Origin of the sequence: Frankia sp. CpI1-P (genome assembly GCF_001421075.1) — a bacterium.
Classification (GTDB): domain Bacteria; phylum Actinomycetota; class Actinomycetes; order Frankiales; family Frankiaceae; genus Frankia; species Frankia torreyi.
Genome location: NZ_LJJX01000011.1, coordinates 1 through 24,488, shown reverse-complemented (window position 1 = coordinate 24,488; position 24,488 = coordinate 1). Strand labels below are relative to the sequence as shown.

The 24,488-nt window shown below is 69.5% G+C and carries 21 protein-coding genes and 29 pseudogenes; 1 reads left to right on the top strand and 49 read right to left on the bottom strand.

From position 1 onward, the window contains the following. Positions 1-89 precede the first annotated feature (89 nt). From rplO to rpsL, 37 genes and pseudogenes are all read right to left on the bottom strand, one after another. Positions 90-524: a 50S ribosomal protein L15 gene (rplO, locus tag FF86_RS09685; RefSeq protein WP_044884298.1), complete on the bottom strand. Its 435-nt coding sequence runs from the start codon at positions 522-524 to the stop codon at positions 90-92. Between the two features lie 113 nt (positions 525-637). After that, positions 638-823: a 50S ribosomal protein L30 gene (gene rpmD / locus FF86_RS09680; protein WP_011602312.1), complete on the bottom strand. Its 186-nt coding sequence runs from the start codon at positions 821-823 to the stop codon at positions 638-640. A gap of 30 nt (positions 824-853) precedes the next feature. Continuing rightward, positions 854-1,431: 30S ribosomal protein S5 (rpsE, locus tag FF86_RS09675; protein ID WP_242418463.1), on the bottom strand; the 578-nt coding region annotated here is incomplete at its 3' end. Between the two features lie 53 nt (positions 1,432-1,484). Then, entirely contained in the window at positions 1,485-1,859 is a 375-nt protein-coding gene (rplR, locus tag FF86_RS09670; RefSeq protein ID WP_044884210.1) for a 50S ribosomal protein L18, read from the bottom strand. Positions 1,860-1,898: 39 nt separating this feature from the next. Beyond that, positions 1,899-1,962 (bottom strand): annotated as a pseudogene (gene rplF, locus FF86_RS44685) (50S ribosomal protein L6); the annotation flags it as partial. A 1-nt stretch (position 1,963) separates the two neighbouring features. Beyond that, positions 1,964-2,406, bottom strand: a 443-nt coding sequence (gene rplF / locus FF86_RS09665) for a 50S ribosomal protein L6 (protein ID WP_242418462.1), incomplete at its 3' end; no start/stop codon positions are given. 12 nt (positions 2,407-2,418) lie between these two features. Continuing rightward, positions 2,419-2,681, bottom strand: a pseudogene (gene rpsH, locus FF86_RS44680) (30S ribosomal protein S8); the annotation flags it as partial. Position 2,682: 1 nt separating this feature from the next. Next, positions 2,683-2,829, bottom strand: a 147-nt coding sequence (rpsH, locus tag FF86_RS44675) for a 30S ribosomal protein S8 (protein ID WP_242418497.1), incomplete at its 3' end; no start/stop codon positions are given. A gap of 146 nt (positions 2,830-2,975) precedes the next feature. Beyond that, a pseudogene (rpsN, locus tag FF86_RS44670) lies at positions 2,976-3,058 on the bottom strand (30S ribosomal protein S14); the annotation flags it as partial. Position 3,059: 1 nt separating this feature from the next. After that, positions 3,060-3,161: pseudogene (gene rpsN, locus FF86_RS44665) on the bottom strand (30S ribosomal protein S14); the annotation flags it as partial. 4 nt (positions 3,162-3,165) lie between these two features. Further along, positions 3,166-3,305, bottom strand: a pseudogene (locus tag FF86_RS44660) (50S ribosomal protein L5); the annotation flags it as partial. A gap of 1 nt (position 3,306) precedes the next feature. Continuing rightward, positions 3,307-3,731 (bottom strand): annotated as a pseudogene (rplE, locus tag FF86_RS44655) (50S ribosomal protein L5); the annotation flags it as partial. A gap of 74 nt (positions 3,732-3,805) precedes the next feature. After that, positions 3,806-4,115 (bottom strand): 50S ribosomal protein L24 (gene rplX / locus FF86_RS09645; protein WP_255355750.1); only part of this gene is annotated, 310 nt, incomplete at its 3' end. A 2-nt stretch (positions 4,116-4,117) separates the two neighbouring features. Next, complete coding sequence (gene rplN / locus FF86_RS09640) at positions 4,118-4,486, bottom strand: 50S ribosomal protein L14 (RefSeq protein WP_009740518.1); 369 nt, start codon at positions 4,484-4,486, stop codon at positions 4,118-4,120. 123 nt (positions 4,487-4,609) lie between these two features. Next, positions 4,610-4,684 (bottom strand): annotated as a pseudogene (locus tag FF86_RS44650) (30S ribosomal protein S17); the annotation flags it as partial. Between the two features lies 1 nt (position 4,685). Beyond that, positions 4,686-4,918, bottom strand: a 233-nt coding sequence (gene rpsQ / locus FF86_RS09635) for a 30S ribosomal protein S17 (RefSeq protein WP_242418494.1), incomplete at its 3' end; no start/stop codon positions are given. Between the two features lie 5 nt (positions 4,919-4,923). After that, the gene (gene rpmC, locus FF86_RS09630) at positions 4,924-5,193 is read right to left on the bottom strand and encodes a 50S ribosomal protein L29 (RefSeq protein ID WP_011602304.1); all 270 of its coding nucleotides are present in this window, start codon (positions 5,191-5,193) and stop codon (positions 4,924-4,926) included. Then, the gene (rplP, locus tag FF86_RS09625) at positions 5,190-5,606 is read right to left on the bottom strand and encodes a 50S ribosomal protein L16 (protein ID WP_009740521.1); all 417 of its coding nucleotides are present in this window, start codon (positions 5,604-5,606) and stop codon (positions 5,190-5,192) included. The genes rpmC and rplP overlap by 4 nt, the downstream gene beginning before the upstream one ends. A 3-nt stretch (positions 5,607-5,609) precedes the next feature. Next, positions 5,610-6,169, bottom strand: a pseudogene (locus FF86_RS44645) (30S ribosomal protein S3); the annotation flags it as partial. A 1-nt stretch (position 6,170) separates the two neighbouring features. Next, positions 6,171-6,602 (bottom strand): 30S ribosomal protein S3 (gene rpsC, locus FF86_RS44640; protein WP_242418461.1); only part of this gene is annotated, 432 nt, incomplete at its 3' end. Beyond that, positions 6,602-6,695, bottom strand: a pseudogene (locus tag FF86_RS44635) (50S ribosomal protein L22); the annotation flags it as partial. The gene rpsC and the pseudogene FF86_RS44635, both read right to left, overlap by 1 nt. Before the next feature lies 1 nt (position 6,696). Next, the coding region (gene rplV, locus FF86_RS09615) for a 50S ribosomal protein L22 (protein WP_242418460.1) at positions 6,697-7,027 on the bottom strand (331 nt) is incomplete at its 3' end. Beyond that, positions 7,020-7,224 (bottom strand): annotated as a pseudogene (gene rpsS, locus FF86_RS09610) (30S ribosomal protein S19); the annotation flags it as partial. The pseudogene rpsS and the gene rplV, both read right to left, overlap by 8 nt. A 1-nt stretch (position 7,225) precedes the next feature. After that, positions 7,226-7,301 (bottom strand): annotated as a pseudogene (locus FF86_RS44630) (30S ribosomal protein S19); the annotation flags it as partial. 90 nt (positions 7,302-7,391) lie between these two features. After that, complete coding sequence (gene rplB / locus FF86_RS09605; RefSeq protein ID WP_009740525.1) at positions 7,392-8,225, bottom strand: 50S ribosomal protein L2; 834 nt, start codon at positions 8,223-8,225, stop codon at positions 7,392-7,394. Between the two features lie 61 nt (positions 8,226-8,286). Beyond that, a pseudogene (locus tag FF86_RS62105) lies at positions 8,287-8,334 on the bottom strand (50S ribosomal protein L23); the annotation flags it as partial. Position 8,335: 1 nt separating this feature from the next. Further along, positions 8,336-8,568: pseudogene (gene rplW, locus FF86_RS09600) on the bottom strand (50S ribosomal protein L23); the annotation flags it as partial. A 35-nt stretch (positions 8,569-8,603) separates the two neighbouring features. After that, a partial coding sequence (gene rplD / locus FF86_RS09595; RefSeq protein WP_242418459.1) for a 50S ribosomal protein L4 occupies positions 8,604-9,290 on the bottom strand: 687 nt, incomplete at its 3' end. Further along, on the bottom strand, positions 9,287-9,991 hold the full coding sequence (rplC, locus tag FF86_RS09590) for a 50S ribosomal protein L3 (RefSeq protein WP_044884202.1): 705 nt from the start codon (positions 9,989-9,991) through the stop codon (positions 9,287-9,289). The genes rplC and rplD, both read right to left, overlap by 4 nt. 17 nt (positions 9,992-10,008) lie before the next feature. After that, on the bottom strand, positions 10,009-10,317 hold the full coding sequence (gene rpsJ, locus FF86_RS09585; protein ID WP_007514815.1) for a 30S ribosomal protein S10: 309 nt from the start codon (positions 10,315-10,317) through the stop codon (positions 10,009-10,011). 306 nt (positions 10,318-10,623) lie between these two features. Further along, positions 10,624-11,186, bottom strand: a pseudogene (locus tag FF86_RS44625) (EF-Tu/IF-2/RF-3 family GTPase); the annotation flags it as partial. 1 nt (position 11,187) lies between these two features. Continuing rightward, positions 11,188-11,795: pseudogene (locus FF86_RS44620) on the bottom strand (GTP-binding protein); the annotation flags it as partial. A 95-nt stretch (positions 11,796-11,890) separates the two neighbouring features. After that, positions 11,891-12,210: pseudogene (gene fusA / locus FF86_RS44615) on the bottom strand (elongation factor G); the annotation flags it as partial. A 28-nt stretch (positions 12,211-12,238) separates the two neighbouring features. Further along, positions 12,239-13,987, bottom strand: a 1,749-nt coding sequence (fusA, locus tag FF86_RS09575) for an elongation factor G (RefSeq protein WP_242418458.1), incomplete at its 3' end; no start/stop codon positions are given. A 6-nt stretch (positions 13,988-13,993) separates the two neighbouring features. Continuing rightward, positions 13,994-14,320, bottom strand: a pseudogene (gene rpsG, locus FF86_RS09570) (30S ribosomal protein S7); the annotation flags it as partial. Between the two features lies 1 nt (position 14,321). Then, a pseudogene (locus FF86_RS44605) lies at positions 14,322-14,464 on the bottom strand (30S ribosomal protein S7); the annotation flags it as partial. After that, positions 14,464-14,804: pseudogene (gene rpsL, locus FF86_RS09565) on the bottom strand (30S ribosomal protein S12); the annotation flags it as partial. The pseudogenes rpsL and FF86_RS44605, both read right to left, overlap by 1 nt. Positions 14,805-15,622: 818 nt before the next feature. Here rpsL and mug point away from each other — a divergent pair. Next, positions 15,623-16,216, top strand: coding sequence for a G/U mismatch-specific DNA glycosylase (gene mug, locus FF86_RS09560; protein ID WP_044884198.1), 594 nt, complete (start codon positions 15,623-15,625; stop codon positions 16,214-16,216). Between the two features lie 268 nt (positions 16,217-16,484). Here mug and FF86_RS09555 read toward each other — a convergent pair whose 3' ends face one another. From FF86_RS09555 to FF86_RS44540, 12 genes and pseudogenes are all read right to left on the bottom strand, one after another. Next, positions 16,485-17,291 (bottom strand): RluA family pseudouridine synthase, encoded by an 807-nt coding sequence (locus tag FF86_RS09555; RefSeq protein WP_044884197.1) that lies wholly within the window; start codon positions 17,289-17,291, stop codon positions 16,485-16,487. A 232-nt stretch (positions 17,292-17,523) separates the two neighbouring features. Further along, a pseudogene (locus FF86_RS44600) lies at positions 17,524-18,135 on the bottom strand (DNA-directed RNA polymerase subunit beta'); the annotation flags it as partial. A gap of 1 nt (position 18,136) precedes the next feature. Further along, positions 18,137-18,471, bottom strand: a pseudogene (locus FF86_RS44595) (hypothetical protein); the annotation flags it as partial. A 1-nt stretch (position 18,472) separates the two neighbouring features. Next, positions 18,473-18,973: pseudogene (locus tag FF86_RS44590) on the bottom strand (DNA-directed RNA polymerase subunit beta'); the annotation flags it as partial. Between the two features lies 1 nt (position 18,974). Further along, positions 18,975-19,603: pseudogene (locus FF86_RS44585) on the bottom strand (DNA-directed RNA polymerase subunit beta'); the annotation flags it as partial. Position 19,604: 1 nt separating this feature from the next. Then, a pseudogene (locus tag FF86_RS44580) lies at positions 19,605-20,143 on the bottom strand (DNA-directed RNA polymerase subunit beta'); the annotation flags it as partial. Positions 20,144-20,183: 40 nt separating this feature from the next. After that, a pseudogene (locus FF86_RS44570) lies at positions 20,184-20,378 on the bottom strand (hypothetical protein); the annotation flags it as partial. Between the two features lie 39 nt (positions 20,379-20,417). Beyond that, positions 20,418-20,653, bottom strand: a pseudogene (locus FF86_RS44560) (hypothetical protein); the annotation flags it as partial. A 1-nt stretch (position 20,654) separates the two neighbouring features. Then, positions 20,655-21,414: pseudogene (locus FF86_RS44555) on the bottom strand (DNA-directed RNA polymerase subunit beta'); the annotation flags it as partial. 105 nt (positions 21,415-21,519) lie between these two features. Beyond that, positions 21,520-23,198, bottom strand: a pseudogene (locus tag FF86_RS44550) (DNA-directed RNA polymerase subunit beta); the annotation flags it as partial. 1 nt (position 23,199) lies between these two features. Further along, positions 23,200-24,392 (bottom strand): annotated as a pseudogene (locus tag FF86_RS44545) (DNA-directed RNA polymerase subunit beta); the annotation flags it as partial. Between the two features lies 1 nt (position 24,393). Continuing rightward, a partial coding sequence (locus FF86_RS44540; RefSeq protein ID WP_255355749.1) for a hypothetical protein occupies positions 24,394-24,488 on the bottom strand: 95 nt, incomplete at both ends.

Below are 24,488 nucleotides of genomic sequence, written 5' to 3'. Positions count from 1 at the left end.
GTCTGATGCCGGTGCGCGCCGCCTGTTGCGCGGGCTGCCCGGACAAGCAGGGCGAGGGACGGCCGTGGGGCCGCCCCTCGCCCGGGGTCTCAACTCTGGGTGACGCTCCCGCCGGCAGCCGCGATCTTCTCCCGCGCGGATGCCGAGAACGCGTCGGCGCTGACGTGCAGCGCGACGTCGATGTCGCCGTTGCCCAGCACCTTCACCGGCAGCTTGGCGCGCACGGCCCCCTTGGCCACGAGGTCGGCCTTGGCCACCTCGCCGCCCGCAGGGAACAGCTCGGCCAGCGTGGACAGGTTCACCACCTGGTACTCCACCCGGGCCGGGTTGCTGAAGCCCTTGAGCTTGGGCAGCCGCATGTGCAGGGGCATCTGGCCACCCTCGAACCGGGCGGGCACCTGCTTGCGGGCCTTGGAGCCCTTGGTGCCACGACCGGCCGTCTTGCCCTTGGAGCCCTCACCGCGACCGACGCGGATCCGGCTGCGGTGGGCGCCGGGCGCCGGACGCAGGTGATGCACCTTCAGGCCACGGCCACGCTCGGTCTGCGCCGAGCCGGCGTCGCCCTTGGCGGTCTCACCGTTGGGGGTCTCGCCCTTGGGGGTCTCGCCCTTGTCGGTCTTGGTCAGTTCGGNCATGGCTAGGAGTCCACCTCCTCGACCCGGACAAGATGGGTCACAGTCCTGATCATCCCGCGAACCTCGGGACGGTCGTCACGGACGGTTGTGGCGTTGATCTTCCGCAGGCCGAGGGTCCGGAGCGTGGCCCGCTGGTTGTGGGTGCCGCCGATCCCCGAACGGATCTGCGTGATGCGCAGCTTGGCCATCACACACCGGCCCCGGCCGCGCGGGCGCGNAGCATGGCCGGCGGGGCGACGTCCTCGAGCGGCAGACCGCGTCGGGCCGCGATCTCCTCGGGCCGCATGAGGCCGCGCAGGGCGGCCACCGTCGCGTGCACGATGTTGATCGGGTTCGACGAGCCGAGCGACTTCGACAGTACGTCGTGCACACCGGCGCACTCCAGCACGGCGCGCACCGGACCGCCGGCGATCACACCGGTACCGGGCGAGGCCGGCTTGAGCAGGACGACGCCCGCCGCCTCCTCACCCTGCACCGGGTGCGGGATCGTCGAGCCGATCCGGGGCACCTTGAAGAAGTGCTTCTTGGCCTCCTCGACGCCCTTGGCGATGGCGGCGGGGACCTCCTTGGCCTTGCCGTAGCCGACGCCGACGGTCCCGTCGGCGTCACCGACCACGACGAGGGCCGTGAAGCTGAAGCGACGACCACCCTTGACGACCTTGGCGACGCGGTTGATCGCGACGACCCGCTCGACGTAGGCGTTCTTCTCCTGGGCCGGGCCGCCGCCCGACCGGTCCCGGCGTTCCCGACGGTCCGAGCCGCCGGACCCGCCGCCGCGGCGCTGCTGGCCTGGCATCTACAACATCTCCCTGTGCTGGCTGTACTGGGTGGCTTGGGGCTGAGCGGTCATCAGAAGTCCAGCCCGCTTTCCCGCGCCGCATCCGCGAGCGCGGCGATGCGACCGGCGTAGGTCCGGCCGCCGCGGTCGAACACGACCGCGTCGATCCCGGCCGCCTTCGCCCGCTGGGCGACCAGTTCGCCGACCTTGCGGGCCTGGGCCGACTTGTCGCCCTCGCCACCGCGCAGGGTGACGTCCAGGGTGGACGCCGAGGCGAGCGTGTGGCCGGCGGCGTCGTCGATGACCTGGGCGTAGATGTGCCGCGAGGACCGGGTGACGACGAGCCGGGGGCGGGACTGGGTGCCCGCCACCTTCTTGCGCACGCGGACATGCCGACGGAGCTTCGCGGTCCGCCGACGCGCGCTGGCGCCGAGGCTCACTGCCATGATCTATCTCCTACTTCCCGGTCTTCCCGACCTTGCGGNGGACGACCTCGCCCTGGTAGCGCACGCCCTTGCCCTTGTACGGGTCGGGCTTGCGCAGTCCGCGNATCTTCGCGGAGACCTCACCGACCAACTGCTTGTCGATCCCGTGGACCACGAAGCGGGTCGGGGTCTGCACCTCGAAGCGGATGCCCTCGGGGGCCTTGACCGGGACGGGGTGGCTGTAGCCGAGCGCGAACTCCAGGTCGGAGCCCTTCGCCTGGACGCGGTAACCGACGCCGACGATCTCCAGGGTCTTGGAGTACCCGGTGGTGACGCCGGTGACCATGTTGGAGACCAGGGTGCGGGTCAGGCCGTGCAGCGAGCGGGACCGGCGTTCGTCGTCCGGGCGGGTCACGACGAGCTGACCCTCCTCCCGGTTGACTCCGATCGGCTCGACCACGACGTGGCTCAGGGTGCCCTTGGGCCCCTTGACGGTAACGGTCGCCCCCTCGACGGTGATGTCGACACCGCTGGGGACGGGAATGGGCAGGCGCCCGATCCGAGACATCGCTCGCCTTCCTTACCAGACGTAGGCGAGGACTTCCCCGCCCACGCCCCGCTTGCCCGCCTGCTTGTCGGTCAGCAGCCCCGACGAGGTGGAGATGATGGCAACGCCCAGTCCCCCGAGCACCCTGGGGAGGTTCGTCGCCTTGGCGTAGACCCGCAGGCCCGGCTTGCTGATGCGCTTGATCCCGGCGATCGAACGCTCGCGGTTCGGGCCGTACTTCAGATCGATGACCAGGGAGTGGCCGACGCCGCCAGCCGAGGTCGCGTCCTCGACGTNCCAGCTGGAGATGTAGCCCTCCTGCTGGAGGATCTCGGCGATGTGGGTCTTGATCTTGCTGTGGGGCATCACCACTCGGTCGTGGTAGGCCCGGCTGGCGTTGCGGACACGCGTGAGCATGTCCGCAATCGGGTCGGTCATCGTCATGGCTTGACGCCTTTCTCACGGCGGTTCCCGCCGGCGCCGGGGATCGTCCCCGGCAGCCGTCGTGTGGGCCTGCCGCGATCGGGGGGAGGTGCGGAGGTGGAGCGGTCTATCGGGAAGCTCCCGTGTCTACCGAGAAGCTCCCGTGTCTACCAGGAGCTCTTGGTGATGCCGGGCAGCTCGCCGCGGTGCGCCATCTGCCGCAGGCAGACCCGGCAGAGTCCGAAGACCCNGTACACGGAGCGGGAGCGGCCGCAACGCTGGCAGCGCGTGTAACCGCGCACCGCGTACTTCGGCTTGCGGTTCGACTTCTCGATCAGTGCCTTCTTGGCCATCTGTCTAGTTCTCCCGGAAGGGGAAGCCCAGCGCCCGCAGGAGCGCCCGGCCCTCGTCGTCGGTGGTCGCGGTGGTGACGACCGTGATGTCCATGCCCCGAACCCGGTCGATCCGGTCGATGTCGATCTCGTGGAAGATCGACTNCTCGGTGACGCCGAACGTGTAGTTGCCCGCGCCATCGAACTGCTTCGGCGACAGTCCGCGGAAGTCACGGATGCGCGGCAGCGCGATGGAGACCAGGCGGTCGAGGAACTCCCACATCCGGTCGCCGCGCAGGGTCACCTTCGCCCCGATCGGCATTCCCTCGCGCAGCTTGAACTGGGCGATGGACTTCTTCGCCCGCCGCACGGCCGGCTTCTGGCCGGTGATCGCGGCAAGGTCGCGCACGGCGCCGTCGATGAGCTTCGCGTCCCGGGCGGCGTCGCCGACGCCCATGTTGACGACGACCTTCACGACGCCGGGGATCTGCATGACGTTGCGGTAGGAGAACTCCTCCCGCAGCGTCGTGGTGATCTCGTCGCGGTACCGCTGCTTGAGCCGTGGGACCGGGCGAGCACCGGTGGTCCGGTNTTCGGTGGTCACAGTCATTTGATCTCGATTCCCAACTGCTCGACTGCTCGCTCGGCCTACAGCTCGGCGCCGNTGCGCCGGGAGATGCGGACCTTGGTGCCGTCCTCGTTGATGCGGTACCCGATCCTGGTCGGCCGTCCGTCCGACGGGTCGACGATCATCACGTTGCTCACGTGGATCGGCGCCTCCTGGGTGACGATGCCCCCGGACTGCGAGCCCCGCGCGCTCTGCTGGACGCGGGTGTGCCGGGTGATCCGGTTCGCGCCCTCGACGAGGACCTTGTTCTGCTCGGGGTAGGCCCGGATGACCTTCCCCTTCAGTCCGCGGTCCTTGCCGGTGATGATCTGGACCGTGTCACCCTTCTTGATCTTCAAAGTGGCCACGGTCACAGCACCTCCGGCGCCAGCGAGATGATCTTCATGAACTTCTTGTCACGCAGCTCCCGGCCGACCGGCCCGAAGATGCGGGTGCCCCGGGGGTCACCACCGTCCCGGATAAGCACCGCCGCGTTCTCGTCGAAACGGATGTAGGAGCCGTCCGGCCGCCGGCGCTCCTTGGTGGTGCGCACCACGACCGCCTTGACCACGTCGCCGCGCTTCACGCCGGCGCCGGGCAGGGCATCCTTGACCGTGCCGACGATGATGTCGCCGATCCCCGCGTAACGACGCCCAGAGCCGCCAAGCACCCGGATGCAGAGAATCTCCCGCGCTCCGGTGTTGTCGGCGACCCGAAGTCGCGACTCCTGCTGAATCACTTTCCGCTCCTGATCACCCGGTACCGCTGATCAACCGGTACTGCATCGGACCCGGTCACCCGGGCGCCGGGGGCTGGTTCGCCCACGGGGCCGACTTGCCCCTGGGGCTTCCTCGCCCCGGAACTACTTGGCCTTCTCCAGGACCTGCACGACCCGCCACCGCTTGGTGGCCGACAGCGGCCGGGTCTCCATCAGCAGNACGCGGTCGCCGACACCGACGGTGCCGTGCTCATCGTGCGCCTTGACCTTCTTCGTCCGGCGGATCGTCTTGCCGTACAGCGGGTGCTGCACGCGGTCCTCGACCGCGACCACGACGGTCTTGGTCATCTTGTCGCTGACCACGAGGCCCTCGCGGACCTTGCGGAAGCCGCGGTCCGCGACCGCCGCCTCGGTGTTCTGCGAAGCCTCCTGGGAGGCCGTCTCGTCTGCCACTGCCCTCACGCCCGTTCCGACTGCGTCGCGTCATCGTCCGCCGCACCGGCGACCAGCGCCGGATCGCCGGTGATACCCAGCTCCCGTTCGCGCATCACCGTGTAGATCTTGGCGATGTCACGCCGCACGGCACGCAGCCGCCGGTTGTTGGAAAGCTGCCCGGTCGCCGCCTGGAACCGGAGGTTGAACAGCTCCTCCTTGGCCTCCCGGAGCTTGTCGACGAGCTCGTCGCCCGACAGGCTCCGCAGCTCGTCCGCGGTAGCGACAGCCATCACGCACCACCTTCACGAACCACGAAACGGCACTTCATCGGCAGCTTGTGGATCGCGCGCCGCATCGCCTCCCGGGCCACGGGCTCCGCGACTCCGGACAGCTCGAACAGCACCCGGCCCGGCTTCACGTTCGCGACCCACCACTCGGGCGAGCCCTTGCCGGAACCCATCCGGGTCTCGGCGGGCTTCTTGGTCAGCGGGCGGTCCGGGTAGATGTTGATCCAGACCTTGCCGCCACGGCGGATGTGGCGGGTCATCGCGATACGCGCCGACTCGATCTGCCGGTTCGTCACGTAGGCCGACTCCAGGGCCTGGATCCCGTACTCGCCAAATGTGACGCGGGTTCCGCCCTTGGCCGCACCGGTCCGCCCGGGGTGGTGCTGCTTGCGGTGCGCGACCTTCCGGGGAATCAGCATGATCTATTCCTCCGCCTTCTCCGGAGTGCCCGTCGTCGCGGCGGCGGCCGGCGTGGCGGCCGACTCGGTCGCGGCGGTGGCGGGCGCGGTCGGCTCGGCCGCCGGGGCCTGCGACGGCGCGGCCTCGGGCGCGGTGGTCTCGGGTGCGGTCGACTCGGGTGCGGTCGTCTCAGGTGCAGCGGTCTCGGGAGCAGCGGTCTCGGGAGCCGGCGCGTTCCCGCCGCGCCCCCGGCGCTCGCTGCGCGCCGCGGCGCGACCGGCGTCGGTACCGCCCTGCGTGGTGCCGGACGAGCCGGAACGCGGCCCGCGGCGCGGACGGTCCCGACGGGTCTGACGCTGCAGCGCCTCCTGCGCCTCGCGCTCGGCCCGGCTCTGGACAATGTCGCCCTTGTAGATCCAGACCTTCACGCCGATGCGGCCGAAGTTCGTCCGGGCCTCGTAGAAGCCGTAGTCGATGTCCGCCCGCAGGGTGTGCAGCGGCACCCGGCCCTCGCGGTAGAACTCCGACCGGCTCATCTCGGCGCCGCCGAGGCGACCCGAGCACTGGACCCGGATGCCCTTGGNGCCGCCCTTCATCGCCGTCTGCATCGCCTTGCGCATGGCGCGGCGGAAGCTGACGCGGCTGGAGAGCTGCTCGGCCACGCCCTGGGCGACGAGCTGCGCGTCGACCTCGGGGTTCTTGACCTCGAGAATGTTGAGCTGCACCTGCTTGCCGGTGAGCTTCTCCAGGTCGCCGCGGATGCGGTCGGCCTCGGCCCCGCGGCGTCCGATCACGATGCCCGGGCGCGCGGTGTGGATGTCCACCCGCAGTCGACCCTGGGTCCGCTCGATGTCGACCCGGCTGATACCGGCCCGCTCCATGCCCCGCGACATCATCTTGCGGATCTTCACGTCCTCGCCGACGTACGCCTTGTACTGCTTGTCGGCGTACCAGCGGGAGGTGAACTCCGAGGTGATGCCAAGCCGGAACCCGTGCGGGTTGACCTTCTGTCCCACTACCGGGCCCTCCTAGTCGTCTTCGCGCCCCGACCGGCCGCGGAGACCGGCTCCCGGCTCTCCACCACGACGGTGATGTGGCTGGTGCGCTTGNGGATCCGGTAGGCCCGGCCCTGGGCGCGGGGCCGGATGCGCTTGAGCGTCGGCCCCTCGTCCACGTAGACCTCACCCACCCACAGGGTGGCGGGGTCGAGGCTGTGGTTGTTCTCGGCGTTCGCCGCGGCGCTGGCGACGACCTTGTAGACGTCGTCGCTGGCCGCCTGGGGGGCGAACCGGAGGATGTCCAGCGCCTCGCTGACCGACCGGCCGCGCACCAGGTCGACGACCCGGCGAGCCTTCGTCGGCGAGACCCGCACGTAGCGGGCCGACGCCTTGGCGCCCGGCAGGCCGGCGCGGGTCACGCCCTCGACGAGATCGTCAGCCACGGCGCGACCTCCGGTCCTCCTTGACGTGGCCGCGGAACGTCCGGGTCGGGGCGAACTCGCCGAGCTTGTGCCCGACCATGCCCTCGGTGATGAAGACCGGGACGTGCTTGCGGCCATCGTGCACGGCGATCGTGTGCCCCAGCATGTCGGGGATCACGGTGGAGCGCCGCGACCAGGTCTTGATGACGTGCTTGGTGNCCTTCGAGTTCTGCACGTCCACCTTCTTGAGCAGGTGGTCGTCGACGAACGGGCCCTTCTTCAGACTGCGTGGCATGGCTGTGTCTCCTCCTTCCTGCTCAGATCCGGTGGGTACGGGGGGCGGACGGCGGGCTCACGGGCGCCGGGGTCCGGGTGCGTGAGGTCACTACCGCCGCCTGTTCTGCTTGCGACGACGCACGATGAGCGCGTCGGACGACTTGTGGTTGGCGCGGGTCCGCCCCTCCGGACGGCCCTTCGGGTTGACCGGGTGGCGACCACCGGAGGTCTTGCCCTCACCACCACCGTGCGGGTGGTCGACCGGGTTCATCGCGACACCACGCACGGTGGGCCGGCGGCCCTTCCAGCGCATCCGGCCGGCCTTACCCCAGTTGATGTTGCTCTGCTCGGCGTTGCCGACCTCGCCGACGGTGGCGCGGCAGCGGACGTCCACGTTGCGGATCTCGCCCGAGGGCATCCGCAACTGGGCGTAGGGGCCGTCCTTCGCGACGAGCTGCACGCTGGCGCCGGCGCTGCGGGCGATCTTCGCGCCGCCGCCGGGACGCAGCTCGATGGCGTGCACCACGGTGCCGGTCGGGATGTTGCGCAGCGGCAGGGCGTTGCCGGGCTTGATGTCGGCGCCCACCCCGGAGCTGACCTGGTCACCCTGCTTGAGCTTGACCGGCGCGATGATGTAGCGCTTCTCGCCGTCGGCGTAGTGCAGCAGCGCGATGCGGGCCGTGCGGTTCGGGTCGTACTCGATGTGCGCGACCTTCGCCGGCACGCCGTCCTTGTCCCGCCGGAAGTCGATGATCCGGTAGGCCCGCTTGTGGCCGCCGCCCTGGTGCCGGGTGGTGATCCGGCCGTGGACGTTACGTCCGCCCTTGGAGTGCAGCGGGCGGACCAGCGACTTCTCCGGGTGGTCACGGGTGATCTCGACGAAGTCGGCCACGCTCGCGCCACGACGCCCCGGCGTCGTCGGCTTGTACCTACGAATTCCCATGGCTTCCTACCGTCCCTGGCCCGTCGACCGGTGGGCCGCCGCCGCGGCGCGGCGCACGCGCTCAGGCACCGGGGCCTCCGAAGATCTCGATCGTGTCACCGGGAGCCAGNCTCACCAGGGCCCGCTTGGTCGCGGACCGGTGTCCCCAGCCGTGCTTGGTCCGCTTGCGCTTGCCCTGCCGGTTGATGGTGTTCACCCGCAGGACGCGCACGCTGAAGATCTGCTGGACCGCGAGCTTGATCTGGGTCTTGTTCGCGTCCGGGTGCACGATGAAGGTGTAGACGTTCTCGTCGAGCAGGCCGTAGCTCTTCTCGGAGACGACCGGCCGCAGGATCACGTCACGNGGGTCGGGAATCACTTGTTCTCCTCCGCCCCGGNCGCGGCGGGCGACGCCGGACGGCTGTCGCGGGCGAGGAACGCGGCCAGCGCCTCCTCGGTGAAGACGACGTCGTCGCTCACCAGCACGTCGTAGGTGTTGAGCTGGCCCGGATCGAGCAGGTGCACCGCCGCGACGTTGCGCAGGCTCTTCCAGGTCAGTTCGTCAGTGCGGCTCGCGACCACCAGCACGCGGCGGGTGTCCGCGACCGTGCGCAGCGCCGTCACCGCAGCCTTCGTCGACGGCGTCTCGCCGGAGACCAGCGAGGACACGACGTGGACCCGGTTGTTGCGCGCCCGATCGGACAGCGCGCCGCGCAGCGCGGCGGCCTTCATCTTCTTCGGGGTGCGCTGGTCGTAGCTGCGCGGGGTCGGGCCGTGCACGACGCCACCGCCGGTGAACTGCGGAGCGCGCAGTGAGCCCTGCCGGGCGCGGCCGGTGCCCTTCTGCCGGTACGGCTTGCGACCACCGCCGCGGACCTCGCCGCGGGTCTTGGTGGCGTGGGTGCCCTGTCGGGCCGCCGCGAGCTGCGCGACCACGACCTGGTGGATCAGCGGGACGTTCAGCGGCACGTCGAACACGCCACCGGGCAGCTCAGCGCTGCCACCGTCACCGCCGTTCGGCGCGTGCACCGAGACGGTGCGCGTGGTGGTGGCATCCGGATCGGATGCGGTCGCCACCGGGCTCATGCCGAGACCTCCTCACCGGCGCCGACCGTCGCGGCCGGGGCGATCGCCTCGGGCGCCGGGCGCTTGGCCGCGCTGCGCACGAAGACGAGACCGCCGTCCGGGCCGGGAATCGCGCCCTTCACCAGCAGAAAGCCACGCTCGGTGTCGACGGCGTGGATGGTCAGGCCCGGCGTGGTGGTGCGCGCGTGGCCCATCCGGCCCGCCATGCGCAGGCCCTTGAAGACGCGGCCGGGGGTGGCGCAGCCGCCGACCGAACCCGGCGAGCGGTGCTTGCGCTCGACGCCGTGCCCGGCGCCCAGGCCCTTGAAGCCGTGGCGCTTCATGACACCGGCGAAGCCCTTGCCCTTGGAGGTGCCGGTGACGTCGACGACGGTCCCCGGGACGAACACCTCGCCGGTCAGCTCCTGGCCGGGCCGGTAGTTCGCGGCATCGGCGGTGCGCAGCTCGACGAGGTGGCGCCGCGGCGTCACCCCGCTCGTGGCGAAGTGCCCACGGGTCGGCTTGTTGATCTTACGCGGGTCGATCTCGCCGTAACCGAGCTGGACGGCCGAGTATCCGTCCGAGTCAGGCGTCTTGACCTGCGTGACGACGTTGGGTCCGGCCTTGATGACGGTGACCGGCACGACGCGGTTGTTCGCGTCCCATACCTGGGTCATCCCGAGCTTGGTGCCCAGGAGCCCTCTGTAGTTGCGGATGAGCATGACTGCGCCGGCCCCTCTTACAGCTTGATCTCGATGTCGACACCGGCGGGGAGATCGAGACGCATCAGCGAGTCGACCGTCTTCGGCGTCGGGTCAAGGATGTCGATCAGCCGCTTGTGCGTCCGCATCTCGAAGTGCTCGCGGCTGTCCTTGTACTTGTGCGGCGACCGGATGACGCAGTAGATGTTCTTCTCCGTCGGCAGCGGCACCGGTCCCGCGACCTGCGCACCCGTCCGGGTCACCGTCTCGACGATCTTCCGCGCCGAGCTGTCGATGACCTCGTGGTCATAGGCCTTGAGCCGAATGCGGATCTTCTGTGCCGCCATGGTGGGCTTCGCCTGTCCTGTCTGTCTCGTCCGGCCGGTACCGCTACCGGGTCACCGCCCGTAGATCCACGCCGCCGCCGGTGGCGCGAGGCCCGTGCCCCGCCGCCGGCGAAGGGAATCTGCCGGTTACCGCTGTCTCGTGCCGGCCTGAGCGTCGATCGATCGACGCTCGGGCCGGATTACCTGCCACGTCGGCAGCCGGGTGGCGCCGGCAGCCGGGCCGCCCGGGTGGTGCGGGCAATCGCGCCGCCCGAGCAGCAATGTGGGCGGTGGGCCCGGGGGCTCCGGACCCACCGCCCACCGCTACTACTTGAGAACCTTCGTGACCTGGCCCGCGCCGACGGTCCGGCCACCCTCGCGGATGGCGAAGCGCAGACCCTCCTCCATGGCGATCGGCTGGATGAGCTCGACCGTCATCTCGGTGTTGTCGCCCGGCATGACCATCTCGGTGCCCTCGGGGAGGGTCACGACGCCGGTCACGTCGGTGGTGCGGAAGTAGAACTGCGGCCGGTAGTTCTTGAAGAACGGCGTGTGGCGGCCGCCCTCGTCCTTGTTCAGGATGTAGACGCGCGCCTCGAACACCGTGTGCGGGGTGATCGTCTTGGGCTTGACGATGACCTGGCCGCGCTCGACGTCCTCGCGCTTGATGCCGCGCAGGAGCAGGCCCACGTTGTCGCCGGCACGCCCCTCGTCGAGCAGCTTGCGGAACATCTCGACGCCGGTCACGGTCGTCGTGGTGGTCTCCGGCTTGATGCCGACGATCTCCACGGTCTCGTTGACCTTGACGATTCCACGCTCGACGCGGCCGGTGACGACCGTGCCACGACCGGTGATCGTGAAGACGTCCTCGATCGGCATGAGGAACGGCCNGTCAATGTCACGCTGCGGCTCGGGGATCGAGTCGTCGACCGCGGCCATGAGCTCGAGGAGCTTGGCGCCCCACTCCTTGTCGCCCTCCAGCGCCTTGAGCGCGGAGACGCGGATGACCGGGACGTCGTCACCCGGGAACTCGTACGAGCTGAGCAGCTCGCGAACCTCGAGCTCGACGAGCTCGAGGATCTCCTCGTCGTCGACCATGTCGGCCTTGTTCAGCGCGACGACGATGTAGGGCACGCCGACCTGACGCGCGAGGAGCACGTGCTCCTTCGTCTGCGGCATCGGGCCGTCGGTCGCGGACACCACCAGGATCGCCCCGTCCATCTGGGCGGCTCCGGTGATCATGTTCTTGATGTAGTCCGCGTGCCCCGGGCAGTCGACGTGCGCGTAGTGCCGCTTGTCGGTCTGGTACTCGACGTGCGCGATCGAGATCGTGATACCGCGGGCCTTCTCCTCCGGCGCCTTGTCGATCTGGTCGAACGGCGTGAAGGGGTTGAGCTCCGGGTGCGCGTCGTGCAGGACCTTGGTGATCGCCGCGGTCAGCGTGGTCTTGCCATGGTCGATGTGACCGATGGTGCCGATATTGACGTGCGGCTTCGTCCNCTCGAACTTCTGCTTCGCCACGGGTGTCCCTCCAAGGACGGGTGGTGTCGTGCTGTGTAGTCAGGTCGGGGAGGTGCTCACGCCACGAGGGCGGTCACTCCCCCCTCGCCTTGGCGATGATCTCCTTGGCGACGTTCGCAGGAACCTCGGCGTAGGAGTCGAACTGCATCGAGTAGCTGGCCCGGCCGGACGTCTTCGACCGCAGGTCGCCGACGTAGCCGAACATCTCCGACAGCGGCACCTGCGCCCGCACGATTCGGGAGCCGCCCCGCTCCTCCATCGCCTGGATCTGTCCGCGGCGGGAGTTCAGGTCGCCGATGACGTCCCCCATGTGGTCCTCGGGGGTGGTCACCTCGACGGCCATCAGCGGCTCGAGGAGCACGGGATCGGCCTTGCGGGCCGCGTCCTTGAACGNCATCGAACCGGCGATCTTGAAGGCGANCTCGGACGAGTCCACGTCGTGGAACTGGCCGTCCAGGAGGGTGACCTTGACGTCGACCAGCGGGTAGCCGGCGAGCACGCCGAACTCCATGGCCTCCTGGCAGCCGGCGTCCACCGACGGGATGTACTCCCTGGGGATGCGGCCGCCGGTGACCTTGTTCTCGAACTCGTAGCCGCCGCCGTCGCCGCCGGAGGGCTCCAGGTTGATGATCACTCGGGCGTACTGGCCGGACCCACCCGTCTGCTTCTTGTGGGTGTAGTCGACCTTCTCCACCTTGCGGCGGATGGTCTCCCGGTAGGCCACCTGCGGCTTGCCGACGTTCGCCTCGACACCGAACTCGCGGCGCATGCGGTCGACCAGCACGTCGAGGTGCAGCTCGCCCATGCCGGCGATGATCGTCTGCCCGGTCTCCTCGTCGGTCCGGACCTGGAAGGTCGGGTCCTCCTCGGCGAGCCGCTGGATGGCGGTGCCCAGCTTCTGCTGGTCGGCCTTCGTCTTCGGCTCGATCGCGACGTGGATGACCGGCGCCGGGAACGTCATCGACTCCAGGATCACCGGGGCGTTCGGGTCGCAGAGCGTGTCACCGGTGGTGGTGTTCTTCAGCCCCACCACGGCGACGATCTGCCCCGCACCGACGCCGTCCCGGTCCTCCCGGTGGTTGGCGTGCATCTGCAGGATGCGCCCGATGCGCTCCTTGCGGTCCTTCGTCGAGTTCAGCACCGGCGAGCCGCCGGTCAACCTGCCGGAGTACACCCGGATGTACGTCAGCTTGCCGACGTACGGGTCACTCATGATCTTGAAGGCAAGCGCCGAGAACGGCTCGTCCTCGCTGGGCTCGCGGCGAACCTCGGTGTCCTCGTCGTTGACCGCGTGGCCGACGGTGGCGCCGATGTCCAGCGGGTTCGGCAGGAACTCGACGACCGCGTCGAGCATCGGCTGGACGCCCTTGTTCTTGAACGCGGAGCCGCACAGCACCGGGTTGAGCTTGCTCGCGAGGGTTCCGCGCCGCAGGCCGGCCACGAGCTGCTCCTCGGAGGGCTCGACACCCTCGAGGTAAAGCTCCATGAGCTCGTCGTCATTCTCGGCGACCGTCTCCAGGAGCTTGTCGCGCCACTCCTGCGCGGCCTCGAGGTGATCGCGCGGGATGTCGACGGTCTCGTAGGAAGCGCCCTTGTCCTCGCTCTGCCAGAGGAGGCCCTTCATCCGGATCAGGTCGATGACGCCGCGGAAGTCGGACTCCACGCCCCAGGGGAGCTGGATGACGGCCGGCGTCGCGTCGAGCCGTTCGACCATCATGTCGACGCAGCGGTGGAACTCGGCGCCGACACGGTCCATCTTGTTGACGAAGGCGATCCGCGGCACGTTGTACCGGTCGGCCTGCTTCCAGACCGTCTCGCTCTGCGGTTCGACACCGGCGACGGCGTCGAACACCGCCACGGCGCCGTCGAGGACGCGCAGCGACCGCTCGACCTCGACCGTGAAGTCGACGTGGCCGGGCGTGTCGATGATGTTGATGGTGTGGTCGCGCCAGATACAGGTGGTGGCCGCGGAGGTGATGGTGATCCCCCGCTCCTGCTCCTGCTCCATCCAGTCCATCGTCGCGCCACCCTCGTGAACCTCACCGATCTTGTAGTTCACACCGGTGTAGAAGAGGATGCGCTCGGTCGTGGTGGTCTTGCCCGCGTCGATATGGGCCATGATCCCGATGTTGCGGGTACTGGCCAGCGAGGAACGTACGTCAGATGGCATGTCGAGCTACCAGCGGTAGTGGGCGAAGGCCTTGTTGGACTCCGCCATCTTGTGGGTGTCCTCCCGGCGCTTCACGCTGGCGCCGAGGCCGTTGCTCGCGTCGATGAGCTCGTTCATCAGCCGCTCGGTCATCGTCTTCTCGCGACGAGCCCGGGAGTAGCCGACGATCCAGCGCAGAGCGAGAGTCGTGCTGCGGCCGGCGCGAACCTCGACCGGCACCTGGTAGGTGGCGCCACCGACCCGGCGGCTGCGCACCTCCAGGGTGGGCTTGACGTTGTCGAGCGCCCGCTTGAGCGTGACGACCGGGTCGTTGCCGGTCTTGTTCTTCGCGCCNTCCAGCGCGCCGTACACGATGCGCTCCGCGACCGACTTCTTGCCGCTCATCAGCACCTTGTTCACCAGCGCGGTCACCAGCGGCGACCCGTACACCGGGTCAACCACGACGGCGTGCTTGGGCGCGGGCCCCTTGCGCGGCATCAGCCCTTCTCCTTCTTCGCGCCGTAGCGGCTACGAGCCTGCTTGCGGTTACGGACGCCCTGCGTGTCGAGAGCGCCTCGGACGATCTTGTACCGAACGCCCGGAAGGTCCTTCACTCGACCGCCGCGAACCAGGACGATCGAGTGCTCCTGCAGGTTGTGGCCGACGCCGGGAATGTAGGCGGTGACCTCGATCCCGCTGTTCAGCCGGACACGCGCGACCTTGCGCAGCGCCGAGTTCGGCTTCTTGGGGGTGGTCGTGTAGACGCGGGTGCACACACCACGACGCTGAGGGCTCCCCTTGAGTGCCGGGGTCTTGGTCTTCTCGACCTTGTCCTGCCNGCCCTTGCGGACCAGCTGCTGGATCGTGGGCAACGCCNCTCCCGTTCCTGTGACGCNTCGTCGTACTGCCTTGGGCAACCAGACCGGTACGCCGGCCTACCTGCTTTCCTTGCGAACCGCACCAGGGCCACCGCGGTGACCTCGACCGGCTTCTCCGACCCACGCGGTCGGGCGTGTCGCGCCGTTTCGCCCGAAGAGGATCACAAATTCGATTGATCCAACTGCGGTGGACAGCGCGCCATCCCGCCCGGCCGCTTCGCGGAACCGAGCCCGACAGTCGCCGACGGACACCCAGGCGGTGACTTTACGTCAGCCTGCCAGGCACCACGGCGCCACATCGAAGTGCAAGACGCACGCCGGAGTCACGTGGACTCCGGCCACAGGAATCAACAGTACTCCACGGCCGCGTCACGTGTCGAACGGGGTATCGGCCGACGTCCGACGCAGACACCGCAGCCCCACAAGCCCGCGACCTCGGACGGCGGGCGCGGCCGTCGCGCGCGACACAGCACACCGGCGGCCCAGAAACTCGCAATCGACCAGAACCCGGTACAGCCCGGGCATCCCACCGACCCGCGTCGAACGGGCCCACCGGAGCCGACAATCCACTACCCGCATGGCGGGGCGGCCGGACTCCGGCATCAGCACCGAAGGCAGCGGGCCGGACACCGGAACCCGGGACCTCCGCGTCCCTGGTACCCCTCGGCCCTGGCACATCCATGGTTCTGGTGGATCCATGGCCGTAGTACATCCACGGTCCTGGTCCTGGCACGCTGTACGAGACAGCACGATACCGGCACCGGAGGTCCTCGAGGACATGTTTGACGCAGTTGGCTCGCCGCCGCCGCCGGCCGCCCCGCCCGCCCGGCCGACCCGGGCCGAGCTGCTCGCCGCCTACGACACCGCGGTCCCGGACCTCCTCGCCCCGCGGACCACCGTGCTGCTGTGCGGGATCAACCCGTCCCTGGAGTCCGGGGCGACCGGCTTCCACTTCGGCACGCCGAGCAACCGGCTGTGGCCGGTCCTGCACCTCGCCGGGTTCACCCCGCGCCGGCTGCACCCCAGCGAGACCGCAGAGCTGACCAGCCGCGGCATCAGCATCACCAACCTGGTCAACCGGTCCACCGCACGCGCCGACGAGATCAGCGACGACGAGGTGCGGGCCGGCGTCGCCCCGCTCACCGAGCTCGTCGAGCGGATCTCGCCGCGCTGGGTGGCCTTCCTCGGCCTGGCCGCCTACCGGGTCGGCTTCGGCCGGCGCCGTGCGCAGGTCGGTCGGCAGCCGGAGACCCTGGGCCCGGCGGGCGTCTGGCTGCTACCCAACCCCAGCGGTCTGAACGCCCACTACCAGCTGCCCGATCTGGTCCGGGTGTACGGCGAGCTGCGCGAGGCCGCCTACGCCGACCAGTGACGCCGGAGTCCCGGAGCCGTCGGTCCGACGCCGTCCTCGCGCCGCAACACGCACGCCGCGCCGACACCACGACCGGCCCGGTGACCTGGGAGCGGCCCCACCTGCCTCTTCCACAGGGACAGATCGGGCACCGAACCCTGTGGAAGAGACAGGAAGGCGCTCTCCCACGCATCCGCCCCCATCGCCCGAGCCGTCGCCCATCTCCGTCACACCGCTGGACGTCACGGAATGTGACAAGCGGACGGGAAGGAACCCCTGCGGGGCTGCCCTAGCGTCGAGCGTCCTCGAGCAGGTCGGCGGGTAGCCGGTCGCCGACGGGGGCGAGGAAGTCGGCGTCGGGCGGCGCTTCGACCTCGATGCGCGCGCCGCCGGCCCAGGCGGCGTCGAAGGCGAGCCGCCAGGAATGCAGGAAGGTGCGGGTCGCCGGCGCCTTGTCGAACAGGGGGTCGCCGTCGATCGGATGGCCGATCCAGGCCAGGTGCACCCGGATCTGATGGCGCCGTCCGGTCCGCGGCGTCGCGGCGAGCAGGGTGTGCTCGCCGCCCTCCCGGAGTCGGGCGAACGTGGTGACCGAGGGATAGGTCCGTACGTGGCCGAAGACCGCCTCGGGCGGGACGGACCAGTGCCCCTCGTCCGCCCCCTCGGTGGACGCGAGCGGATGGCCGGACGCGGGCGCGTCGGCGGACCCGAACAGGGACGCGGTGATGTCGGCGCGGTTCGCGGCCACCCGGACCCGGCTCTTGCGGCCGACGCTGAGCGGCAGGTCGATGGTCCCCGTCGCGGGCAGGCCGCGGGTGCGGGTCAGGGCGAGGTAGCGCTTGTCGACCGTGCGCCGCTGGAACTGCCTGGTCAGGTCGCCGTGGAAGCGCAACTCCTTGGCGAACAGCACGATCCCGGACGTGACCTTGTCGATCCGGTGCACGGGGAACAGCTCTTCGCCGGCGTCGGCGGCGAGCCGCACAAGGTCGGTGTCGTGCCGCTCCCCCATGACCGAGATGCCGGCGGGCTTGTCGAGCGCGAGGACCGCCTCATCCTCGTGGATCGTGTGCAGGCGCCGGATAGCGGCCCAGTCCATCACCAGCCCCCACTCGTCGGTCAGCCATCGTCATCTCGGCCATCCCGGTCCGACTTCCTTGCCGTTCTGGGGGCCTCCGCGCCCGAAACGTCCCCCAGAACGGCAAGAAGCCATCGCTGGCGCGGGCGCGCGGGCGCGCGGGCCCGGCGTGGAGTCGGGCGTGGAACGCCGCCGGCCCGGTGTCCCCGGACAGGGGGCACCGGGCCGGCGGGATCGGCTCAGCGGTTCCGGGTCAGCGGAAGTCGCCCGAGCTGCGGTAGTCGAACTCGTCCAGCGGGACGGCCTGGCCGGAGCCGGTGCCGAACGCGCCGTACTCCACGCTGCCGCCGTCCTCGTACGCGCCGACGGAGTACATCGCGGCGCGCGCCTCCTCGGTCGGCTCGACCCGGATGTTGCGGTACCGGGAGATGCCGGTACCGGCCGGGATGAGCTTGCCGATGATGACGTTCTCCTTCAGGCCGACGAGCGAGTCCGACCGGGCGTTGATCGCCGCGTCGGTGAGCACTCGGGTCGTCTCCTGGAAGGAGGCCGCCGACAGCCACGACTCGGTGGCCAGCGACGCCTTGGTGATCCCCATCAGCACCGGGCGAGCCGAGGCCGGCTGGCCGCCGGACTCCACCACCCGGCGGTTCTCCGACTCGAACCGGGCCCGCTCACACAGCTCGCCGGGCAGCAGGTTGGTCTCGCCGGACTCCAGCACGTTCACCCGCTTGAGCATCTGGCGGATGATGATCTCGATGTGCTTGTCGTGGATCGACACACCCTGCGACCGGTACACCTCCTGGACCTGGTCGACCAGGTGGAGCTGGACCTGGCGCGGGCCGAGGATGCGCAGCACCTCGTGNGGGTCGACGGCACCGTCGACCACCTGGTTGCCGACCTCGATGCGGTCGCCCTCGCGGACCCGCAGGCGCGAGCGCCGCGAGACCGGGTAGGCGATCTCCTCGCTGCCGTCGTCCGGCACCACCACGACCTTGAAGGTCTTCTCGGTTTCCTCGATCTTCACCCGACCGGAGACCTCGGTGATGGGCGCCTTGCCCTTCGGGCTACGGGCCTCGAACAGCTCGACGACACGCGGCAGACCCTGGGTGATGTCATCGCCGGCGACACCACCGCTGTGGAAGGTACGCATCGTCAGCTGGGTGCCGGGCTCGCCGATGGACTGGGCGGCGACGATCCCNACGGCCTCGCCGACGTCGACCAGCTTGCCGGTGGCCAGCGAACGCCCGTAGCACTGGGCGCACACCCCCATCCGGGACTCGCAGGTCAGCGCCGAACGCACCCGGACCGACTCGATGCCGGCCTCGATGATCTGGCCGATCGCCACGTCCCCGGCGTCGGTGCCGGCGGGCACGATGATCTCGCCGTGCTCGTCGACGGCGTCGGAGGCCAGCGTCCGCGCGTACGCCGAGGTCTCGGCGTAGCGGTCGCGCACGAGCACGCCGTCCGCGCCGCGCCGGGCGATCCGGGTCAGGATGCCCCGCTCGGTGCCGCAGTCCTCCTCGCGGACGATGACGTCCTGGCTGACGTCGACGAGCCGGCGGGTCAGGTAGCCGGAGTCGGCGGTCCGCAGCGCGGTGTCGGCGAGACCCTTGCGGGCACCGTGGGTCGAGATGAAGTACTCGAGCACGGTGAGGCCCTCGCGGAAGTTCGCCTTGATCGGCCGCGGGATGATCTCACCCNTCGGGTTGGAGACCAGGCCACGCATGCCGGCGAGCTGCCGGATCTGCATCATGTTTCCGGCGGCTCCGGAGTTGACCAGCACGTAGACCGGGTTGGTCTGCGGGAAGTTCTTCTCCATCGCCTCGGCGATCTTGTTCGTCGCCTCGGTCCAGATCTGCACCAGCTCGCTGCGGCGCTCCTCGTCGGACAGGAAGCCGCGGTCGAACTGCTTCTGCACCCGGTCGGCGCGCTGCTCGTAGTCGTCGAGGATCTCGGCCTTGTTCGGCGGCGCGACGACGTCCTCGATCGCGACGGTGACCCCGGACCGGGTGGCCCAGTAGAAACCGGCGCTCTTCAGGGCGTCCAGGGTCGCCGCGACCTGGATCTTCGGGTACCGCTCGGCCAGGTCGTTGACGATCGCGGCCTGGGCCTTCTTGTTGAGCTGGGCGTTGATGAAGGGGTAGCCCTCCGGCAGCGCCTCGTTGAGCAGGCAGCGGCCGAACGTGGTCTCCAGGGTGAACACGTCCCCGGTGACCCAGTCGGCCGGCGGCACCCAGTCCGACGGCGGGGTGGTGTCGCGCAGCCGGACGCTGATCCGCGCCTGCAGCGCGATCTCCCGGGCGTCGAAGGCCATCTGCGCCTCGGCGACCNAGGAGAACGCCCGCCCCTCCCCGACGGCGCCCTCGGCCAGCGTCGACAGGTGGAACACGCCGGTCACCATGTCGAGGCTGGGCATCGCCAGCGGCCGGCCGGACGCCGGCGAGAGGATGTTGTTGCTCGACAGCATCAGGATCCGTGCCTCGGCCTGCGCCTCGGCGGACAGCGGCAGGTGCACCGCCATCTGGTCACCGTCGAAGTCGGCGTTGAAGGCCGTGCAGACCAGCGGGTGGATCTGGATGGCCTTGCCCTCGACGAGCTGCGGCTCGAAGGCCTGGATGCCGAGGCGGTGCAGGGTCGGCGCCCGGTTGAGCAGCACCGGGTGCTCGGTGATGACCTCCTCGAGCACGTCCCAGACGACCGGGCGGGCCCGCTCCACCATCCGCTTCGCCGACTTGATGTTCTGCGCGTGGTTGAGGTCCACCAGGCGCTTCATCACGAACGGCTTGAACAGCTCCAGCGCCATCTGCTTGGGCAGACCGCACTGGTGCAGCTTGAGCTGCGGACCGACGACGATGACCGACCGGCCGGAGNAGTCGACCCGCTTGCCGAGCAGGTTCTGGCGGAACCGGNCCTGCTTGCCCTTGAGCATGTCGGACAACGACTTCAGCGGGCGGTTACCCGGGCCGGTGACCGGCCGGCCGCGGCGGCCGTTGTCGAACAGTGCGTCGACGGCCTCCTGCAGCATCCGCTTCTCGTTGTTGACGATGATCTCGGGCGCGCCGAGGTCGAGCAGCCGCTTGAGCCGGTTGTTCCGGTTGATCACCCNGCGGTACAGGTCGTTGAGGTCGGACGTGGCGAACCGGNCGCCGTCGAGCTGCACCATCGGCCGCAGGTCCGGCGGGATCACCGGGACGCAGTCGAGCACCATCCCCATCGGGGAGTTGCGGGTGTTCAGGAACGCCGAGACGACCTTGAGCCGCTTGAGCGCGCGGGCCTTCTTCTGCCCCTTGCCGCTGCGGATGGTCTCGCGCAGCGACTCCGCCTCCGCGGCCAGGTCGAAGTCGGCGAGCCGGCGCTGCAGCGCCTCGGCGCCCATGCCGNCGTCGAAGTACTGGCCGAACCGGTCGCGCAGCTCGCGGTAGAGCAGCTCGTCCGGCTCCAGGTCCTGGACCTTCATGTTCTTGAAGCGGTCGAAGACCCGGTCCAGATCATCGATCTTGCGCTGCGCGCGGTCGCGGATCTGGCGCATCTCGCGCTCGGCCGACTCGCGGACCTTGCGCCGCGCGTCGCCCTTGGCGCCCTCGGCCTCGAGCTGCGCGAGGTCGGTTTCGAGCCGCTTCTGCCGGGTCTCGACGTCGGCGTTCTTCTTGTCCTCGAGCTGCTGCTTCTCGACGCCCATGCGGGCCTCGAGGGTGGGCAGGTCGCGGTGGCGCGCCTCGGCGTCGACCTTGGTGATCATGTAGGCGGCGAAGTAGATGACCTTCTCGAGGTCCTTCGGCGCCAGGTCCAGCAGGTAGCCGAGCCGGCTCGGGACACCCTTGAAGTACCAGATGTGGGTGACCGGGGCGGCCAGCTCGATGTGCCCCATGCGCTCACGGCGCACCTTGGCGCGGGTGACCTCGACGCCACAGCGCTCGCAGATGATGCCCTTGAACCGGACCCGCTTGTACTTGCCGCAGTAGCACTCCCAGTCCCGGGTCGGACCGAAGATCTTCTCGCAGAAGAGCCCGTCCTTCTCCGGCTTCAGGGTGCGGTAGTTGATCGTCTCCGGCTTCTTGACCTCACCGTGCGACCACTGACGGATGTCGTCCGCGGTGGCAAGACCGATGCGCAGTTCGTCGAAGAAGTTGACGTCCAGCAAGACTGTCGCCTGCTCTCTCTTTCTCGGTCGGGACGCTGGAGTCGGATGGACCGCCGGGGGTCCGCCGCCGCCTCACGGCGGGCGGATCGGGCCCCCGGCGCCCGCTCAGACCTCCTCGACGCTGCTCGGCTCCCGCCGGGACAGGTCGATCCCGAGTTCCTCCGCCGCACGGAAGACGTCCTCGTCGGTGTCACGCATCTCGATCTGCACACCGTCGCTGGAGAGGACCTCGACGTTGAGGCACAGCGACTGCATCTCCTTGATGAGCACCTTGAACGACTCCGGGATGCCGGGCTCCGGAATGTTCTCGCCCTTGACGATCGCCTCGTAGACCTTGACTCGGCCCACGACGTCGTCGGACTTGATGGTCAGCAGCTCCTGCAGGGCGTAGGCGGCGCCGTACGCCTCCAGCGCCCACACCTCCATCTCGCCGAACCGCTGGCCACCGAACTGCGCCTTACCACCCAGGGGCTGCTGGGTGATCATCGAGTAGGGACCGGTCGACCGAGCGTGGATCTTGTCGTCGACCAGGTGAAGCAGCTTGAGGATGTAGATGTAGCCGACCGCCACCGGGTAGGGGTACGGCTCGCCGGTGCGGCCGTCGAACAGCGTGGCCTTGCCGGAGGAGCCGATGAGCTGGACCCCGTCCCGGTTCGGGAGGGTGGAGTCGAGCAGACCGGTGATCTCCTCCTCGCGGGCGCCGTCGAAGACCGGCGTGGCCACGTTGGTCCCGGGGGTGGACGAGTCCGCCCCGATCCCGCGCAGCCGCTCCTTCCAGTCCTCGGTGCCGGCGTCCACCTGCCAGCCGGTCTTGGCCACCCACCCGAGGTGGGTCTCCAGGATCTGGCCGATGTTCATCCGGCGGGGGACGCCGTGCGGGTTGAGCACGATGTCCACCGGCGTGCCGTCCTCGAGGAACGGCATGTCCTCCTGCGGGAGGATCTTGGCGATGACGCCCTTGTTGCCGTGCCGGCCGGCGAGCTTGTCGCCGTCGGTGATCTTCCGCTTCTGGGCGACGTAGACCCGGACCAGCTCGTTGACGCCGGGCGGCAGCTCGTCGCCGTCCTCGCGGGAGAACACCCGCACGCCGATGACCTTGCCGGACTCGCCGTGCGGCACCTTCAGCGAGGTGTCGCGGACCTCCCGGGCCTTCTCCCCGAAGATCGCCCGCAGCAGCCGCTCCTCGGGGGTCAGCTCGGTCTCGCCCTTCGGGGTGACCTTGCCGACCAGGACGTCACCGGGCGAGACCTCGGCGCCGATCCGGATGATCCCGCGCTCGTCGAGGTCGGCGAGGACCTCCTCGGCGACGTTGGGGATGTCGCGGGTGATCTCCTCCGGGCCGAGCTTGGTGTCCCGGGCGTCGACCTCGTGCTCCTCGATGTGGATCGAGGACAGCACGTCGTCCTGCACGAGGCGCTGCGACAGGATGATCGCGTCCTCGTAGTTGTGCCCCTCCCACGGCATGAAGGCGACCAGCAGGTTCTTGCCGAGCGCCATCTCGCCGTTGTCGGTGCACGGGCCGTCCGCGATGACCTGGCCGGCCTCGACCCGGTCCCCCTCGAACACGATCGGCTTCTGGTTGATGCAGGTGCCCTGGTTCGACCGGCGGAACTTCGCCAGCCGGTAGGTACGCCGGGTGCCGTCGTCGTGCATGACGGTGATGTAGTCCGCCGAGAGGTCCTCGACGACGCCGGCCTGGACGCAGACGACCACGTCGCCGGCGTCCTTGGCCGCGCGGGCCTCCATCCCGGTGCCGACCAGCGGCGCCTCGGAACGCAGCAGTGNCACCGACTGGCGCTGCATGTTGGAGCCCATGAGCGCGCGGTTGGCGTCGTCGTGCTCGAGGAACGGGATCATGGCCGTGGCCACGGACACCATCTGCCGCGGCGAGACGTCCATGTAGTCGACCTCGTCCGGCGGGATGAACTCGACCTCACCGCCCTTGCGGCGGACCAGCACGCGGTCCTCGGCGAACGTGCCGTCGGGGCTCAGCGGCGTGTTGGCCTGCGCCTTGACGTGCCGGTCCTCCTCGTCCGCGGTGAGGTAGTCGATCTGGTCGGTGACCCGGCCGTTGACGACCTTGCGGTACGGCGTCTCGACGAAGCCGAACGGGTTGACCCGCGCGAACGTCGACAGCGAGCCGATGAGGCCGATGTTCGGGCCTTCCGGCGTCTCGATCGGGCACATCCGGCCGTAGTGGCTGGGGTGCACGTCGCGGACCTCGAAGCCGGCCCGCTCCCGGGACAGACCACCGGGACCCAGCGCCGACAGGCGGCGCTTGTGGGTCAGGCCGGCCAGCGGGTTGGTCTGGTCCATGAACTGCGACAACTGGCTGGTGCCGAAGAACTCCTTGATGGAGGCGACGACCGGCCGGATGTTGATCAGGGTCTGCGGCGTGATCGCCTCGACGTCCTGGGTGGTCATCCGCTCGCGGACGACCCGCTCCATCCGGGCGAGCCCCAGCCGGACCTGGTTCTGGATCAGCTCGCCGACCGTGCGCAGCCGCCGGTTGCCGAAGTGGTCGATGTCGTCGACCTCGTACTCGGCCGGGTCGGCGCCCGCGTGCAACTTGACGACGTACTCGATCGTGCGCACGATGTCATCCTCAGTGAGGACGCCGACGTCGTGGGCGATCTCCAGAGTGAGCTTCTTGTTCACCTTGTAGCGGCCGACCTTCGCCAGGTCGTAGCGCTTGGGGTTGAAGAAGAGGTTCTCGAGCAGGGTCTGCGCCGACTCCCGCGTCGGCGGCTCGCCCGGGCGCAGCTTGCGGTAGATGTCCAGCAGCGCGTCGTCCTGGCTGGCCGTGTGGTCCTTCTCCAGGGTGATGCGCATCGACGGGAAGTCGCCGAACCGCTCCAGGATGCGCGCCTCGTCCCAGCCCAGCGCCTTGAGCAGGACCGTCACCGACTGACGGCGCTTGCGGTCGATCCGAACCCCGACGGTGTCCCGCTTGTCGATCTCGAACTCGAGCCAGGCCCNGCGCGACGGGATCACCTTGCAGGAGTACAGGTCCTTGTCCGACGCCTTGTCCAGGCTGCGTTCGAAGTACACCCCCGGCGACCGGACGAGCTGGC

Excerpts from the sequence above, each read along its gene's own strand:
- FF86_RS09555 (WP_044884197.1), bottom strand. The coding sequence starts at position 17,291 with ATGGACTGGGCCGCTATCCGGCGCCTGCACACGATCCACGAGGATGAG.
- rplR (WP_044884210.1), bottom strand. The coding sequence starts at position 1,859 with ATGGCAGTGAGCCTCGGCGCCAGCGCGCGTCGGCGGACCGCGAAGCTC.
- rpsJ (WP_007514815.1), bottom strand. The coding sequence starts at position 10,317 with ATGGCGGCACAGAAGATCCGCATTCGGCTCAAGGCCTATGACCACGAG.
- rpmD (WP_011602312.1), bottom strand. The coding sequence starts at position 823 with ATGGCCAAGCTGCGCATCACGCAGATCCGTTCGGGGATCGGCGGCACC.
- rplB (WP_009740525.1), bottom strand. The coding sequence starts at position 8,225 with ATGGGAATTCGTAGGTACAAGCCGACGACGCCGGGGCGTCGTGGCGCG.
- rplP (WP_009740521.1), bottom strand. The coding sequence starts at position 5,606 with ATGCTGATTCCCCGGAAGGTCGCGCACCGCAAGCAGCACCACCCCGGG.
- rplC (WP_044884202.1), bottom strand. The coding sequence starts at position 9,991 with ATGCTCATCCGCAACTACAGAGGGCTCCTGGGCACCAAGCTCGGGATG.
- mug (WP_044884198.1), top strand. The coding sequence starts at position 15,623 with ATGTTTGACGCAGTTGGCTCGCCGCCGCCGCCGGCCGCCCCGCCCGCC.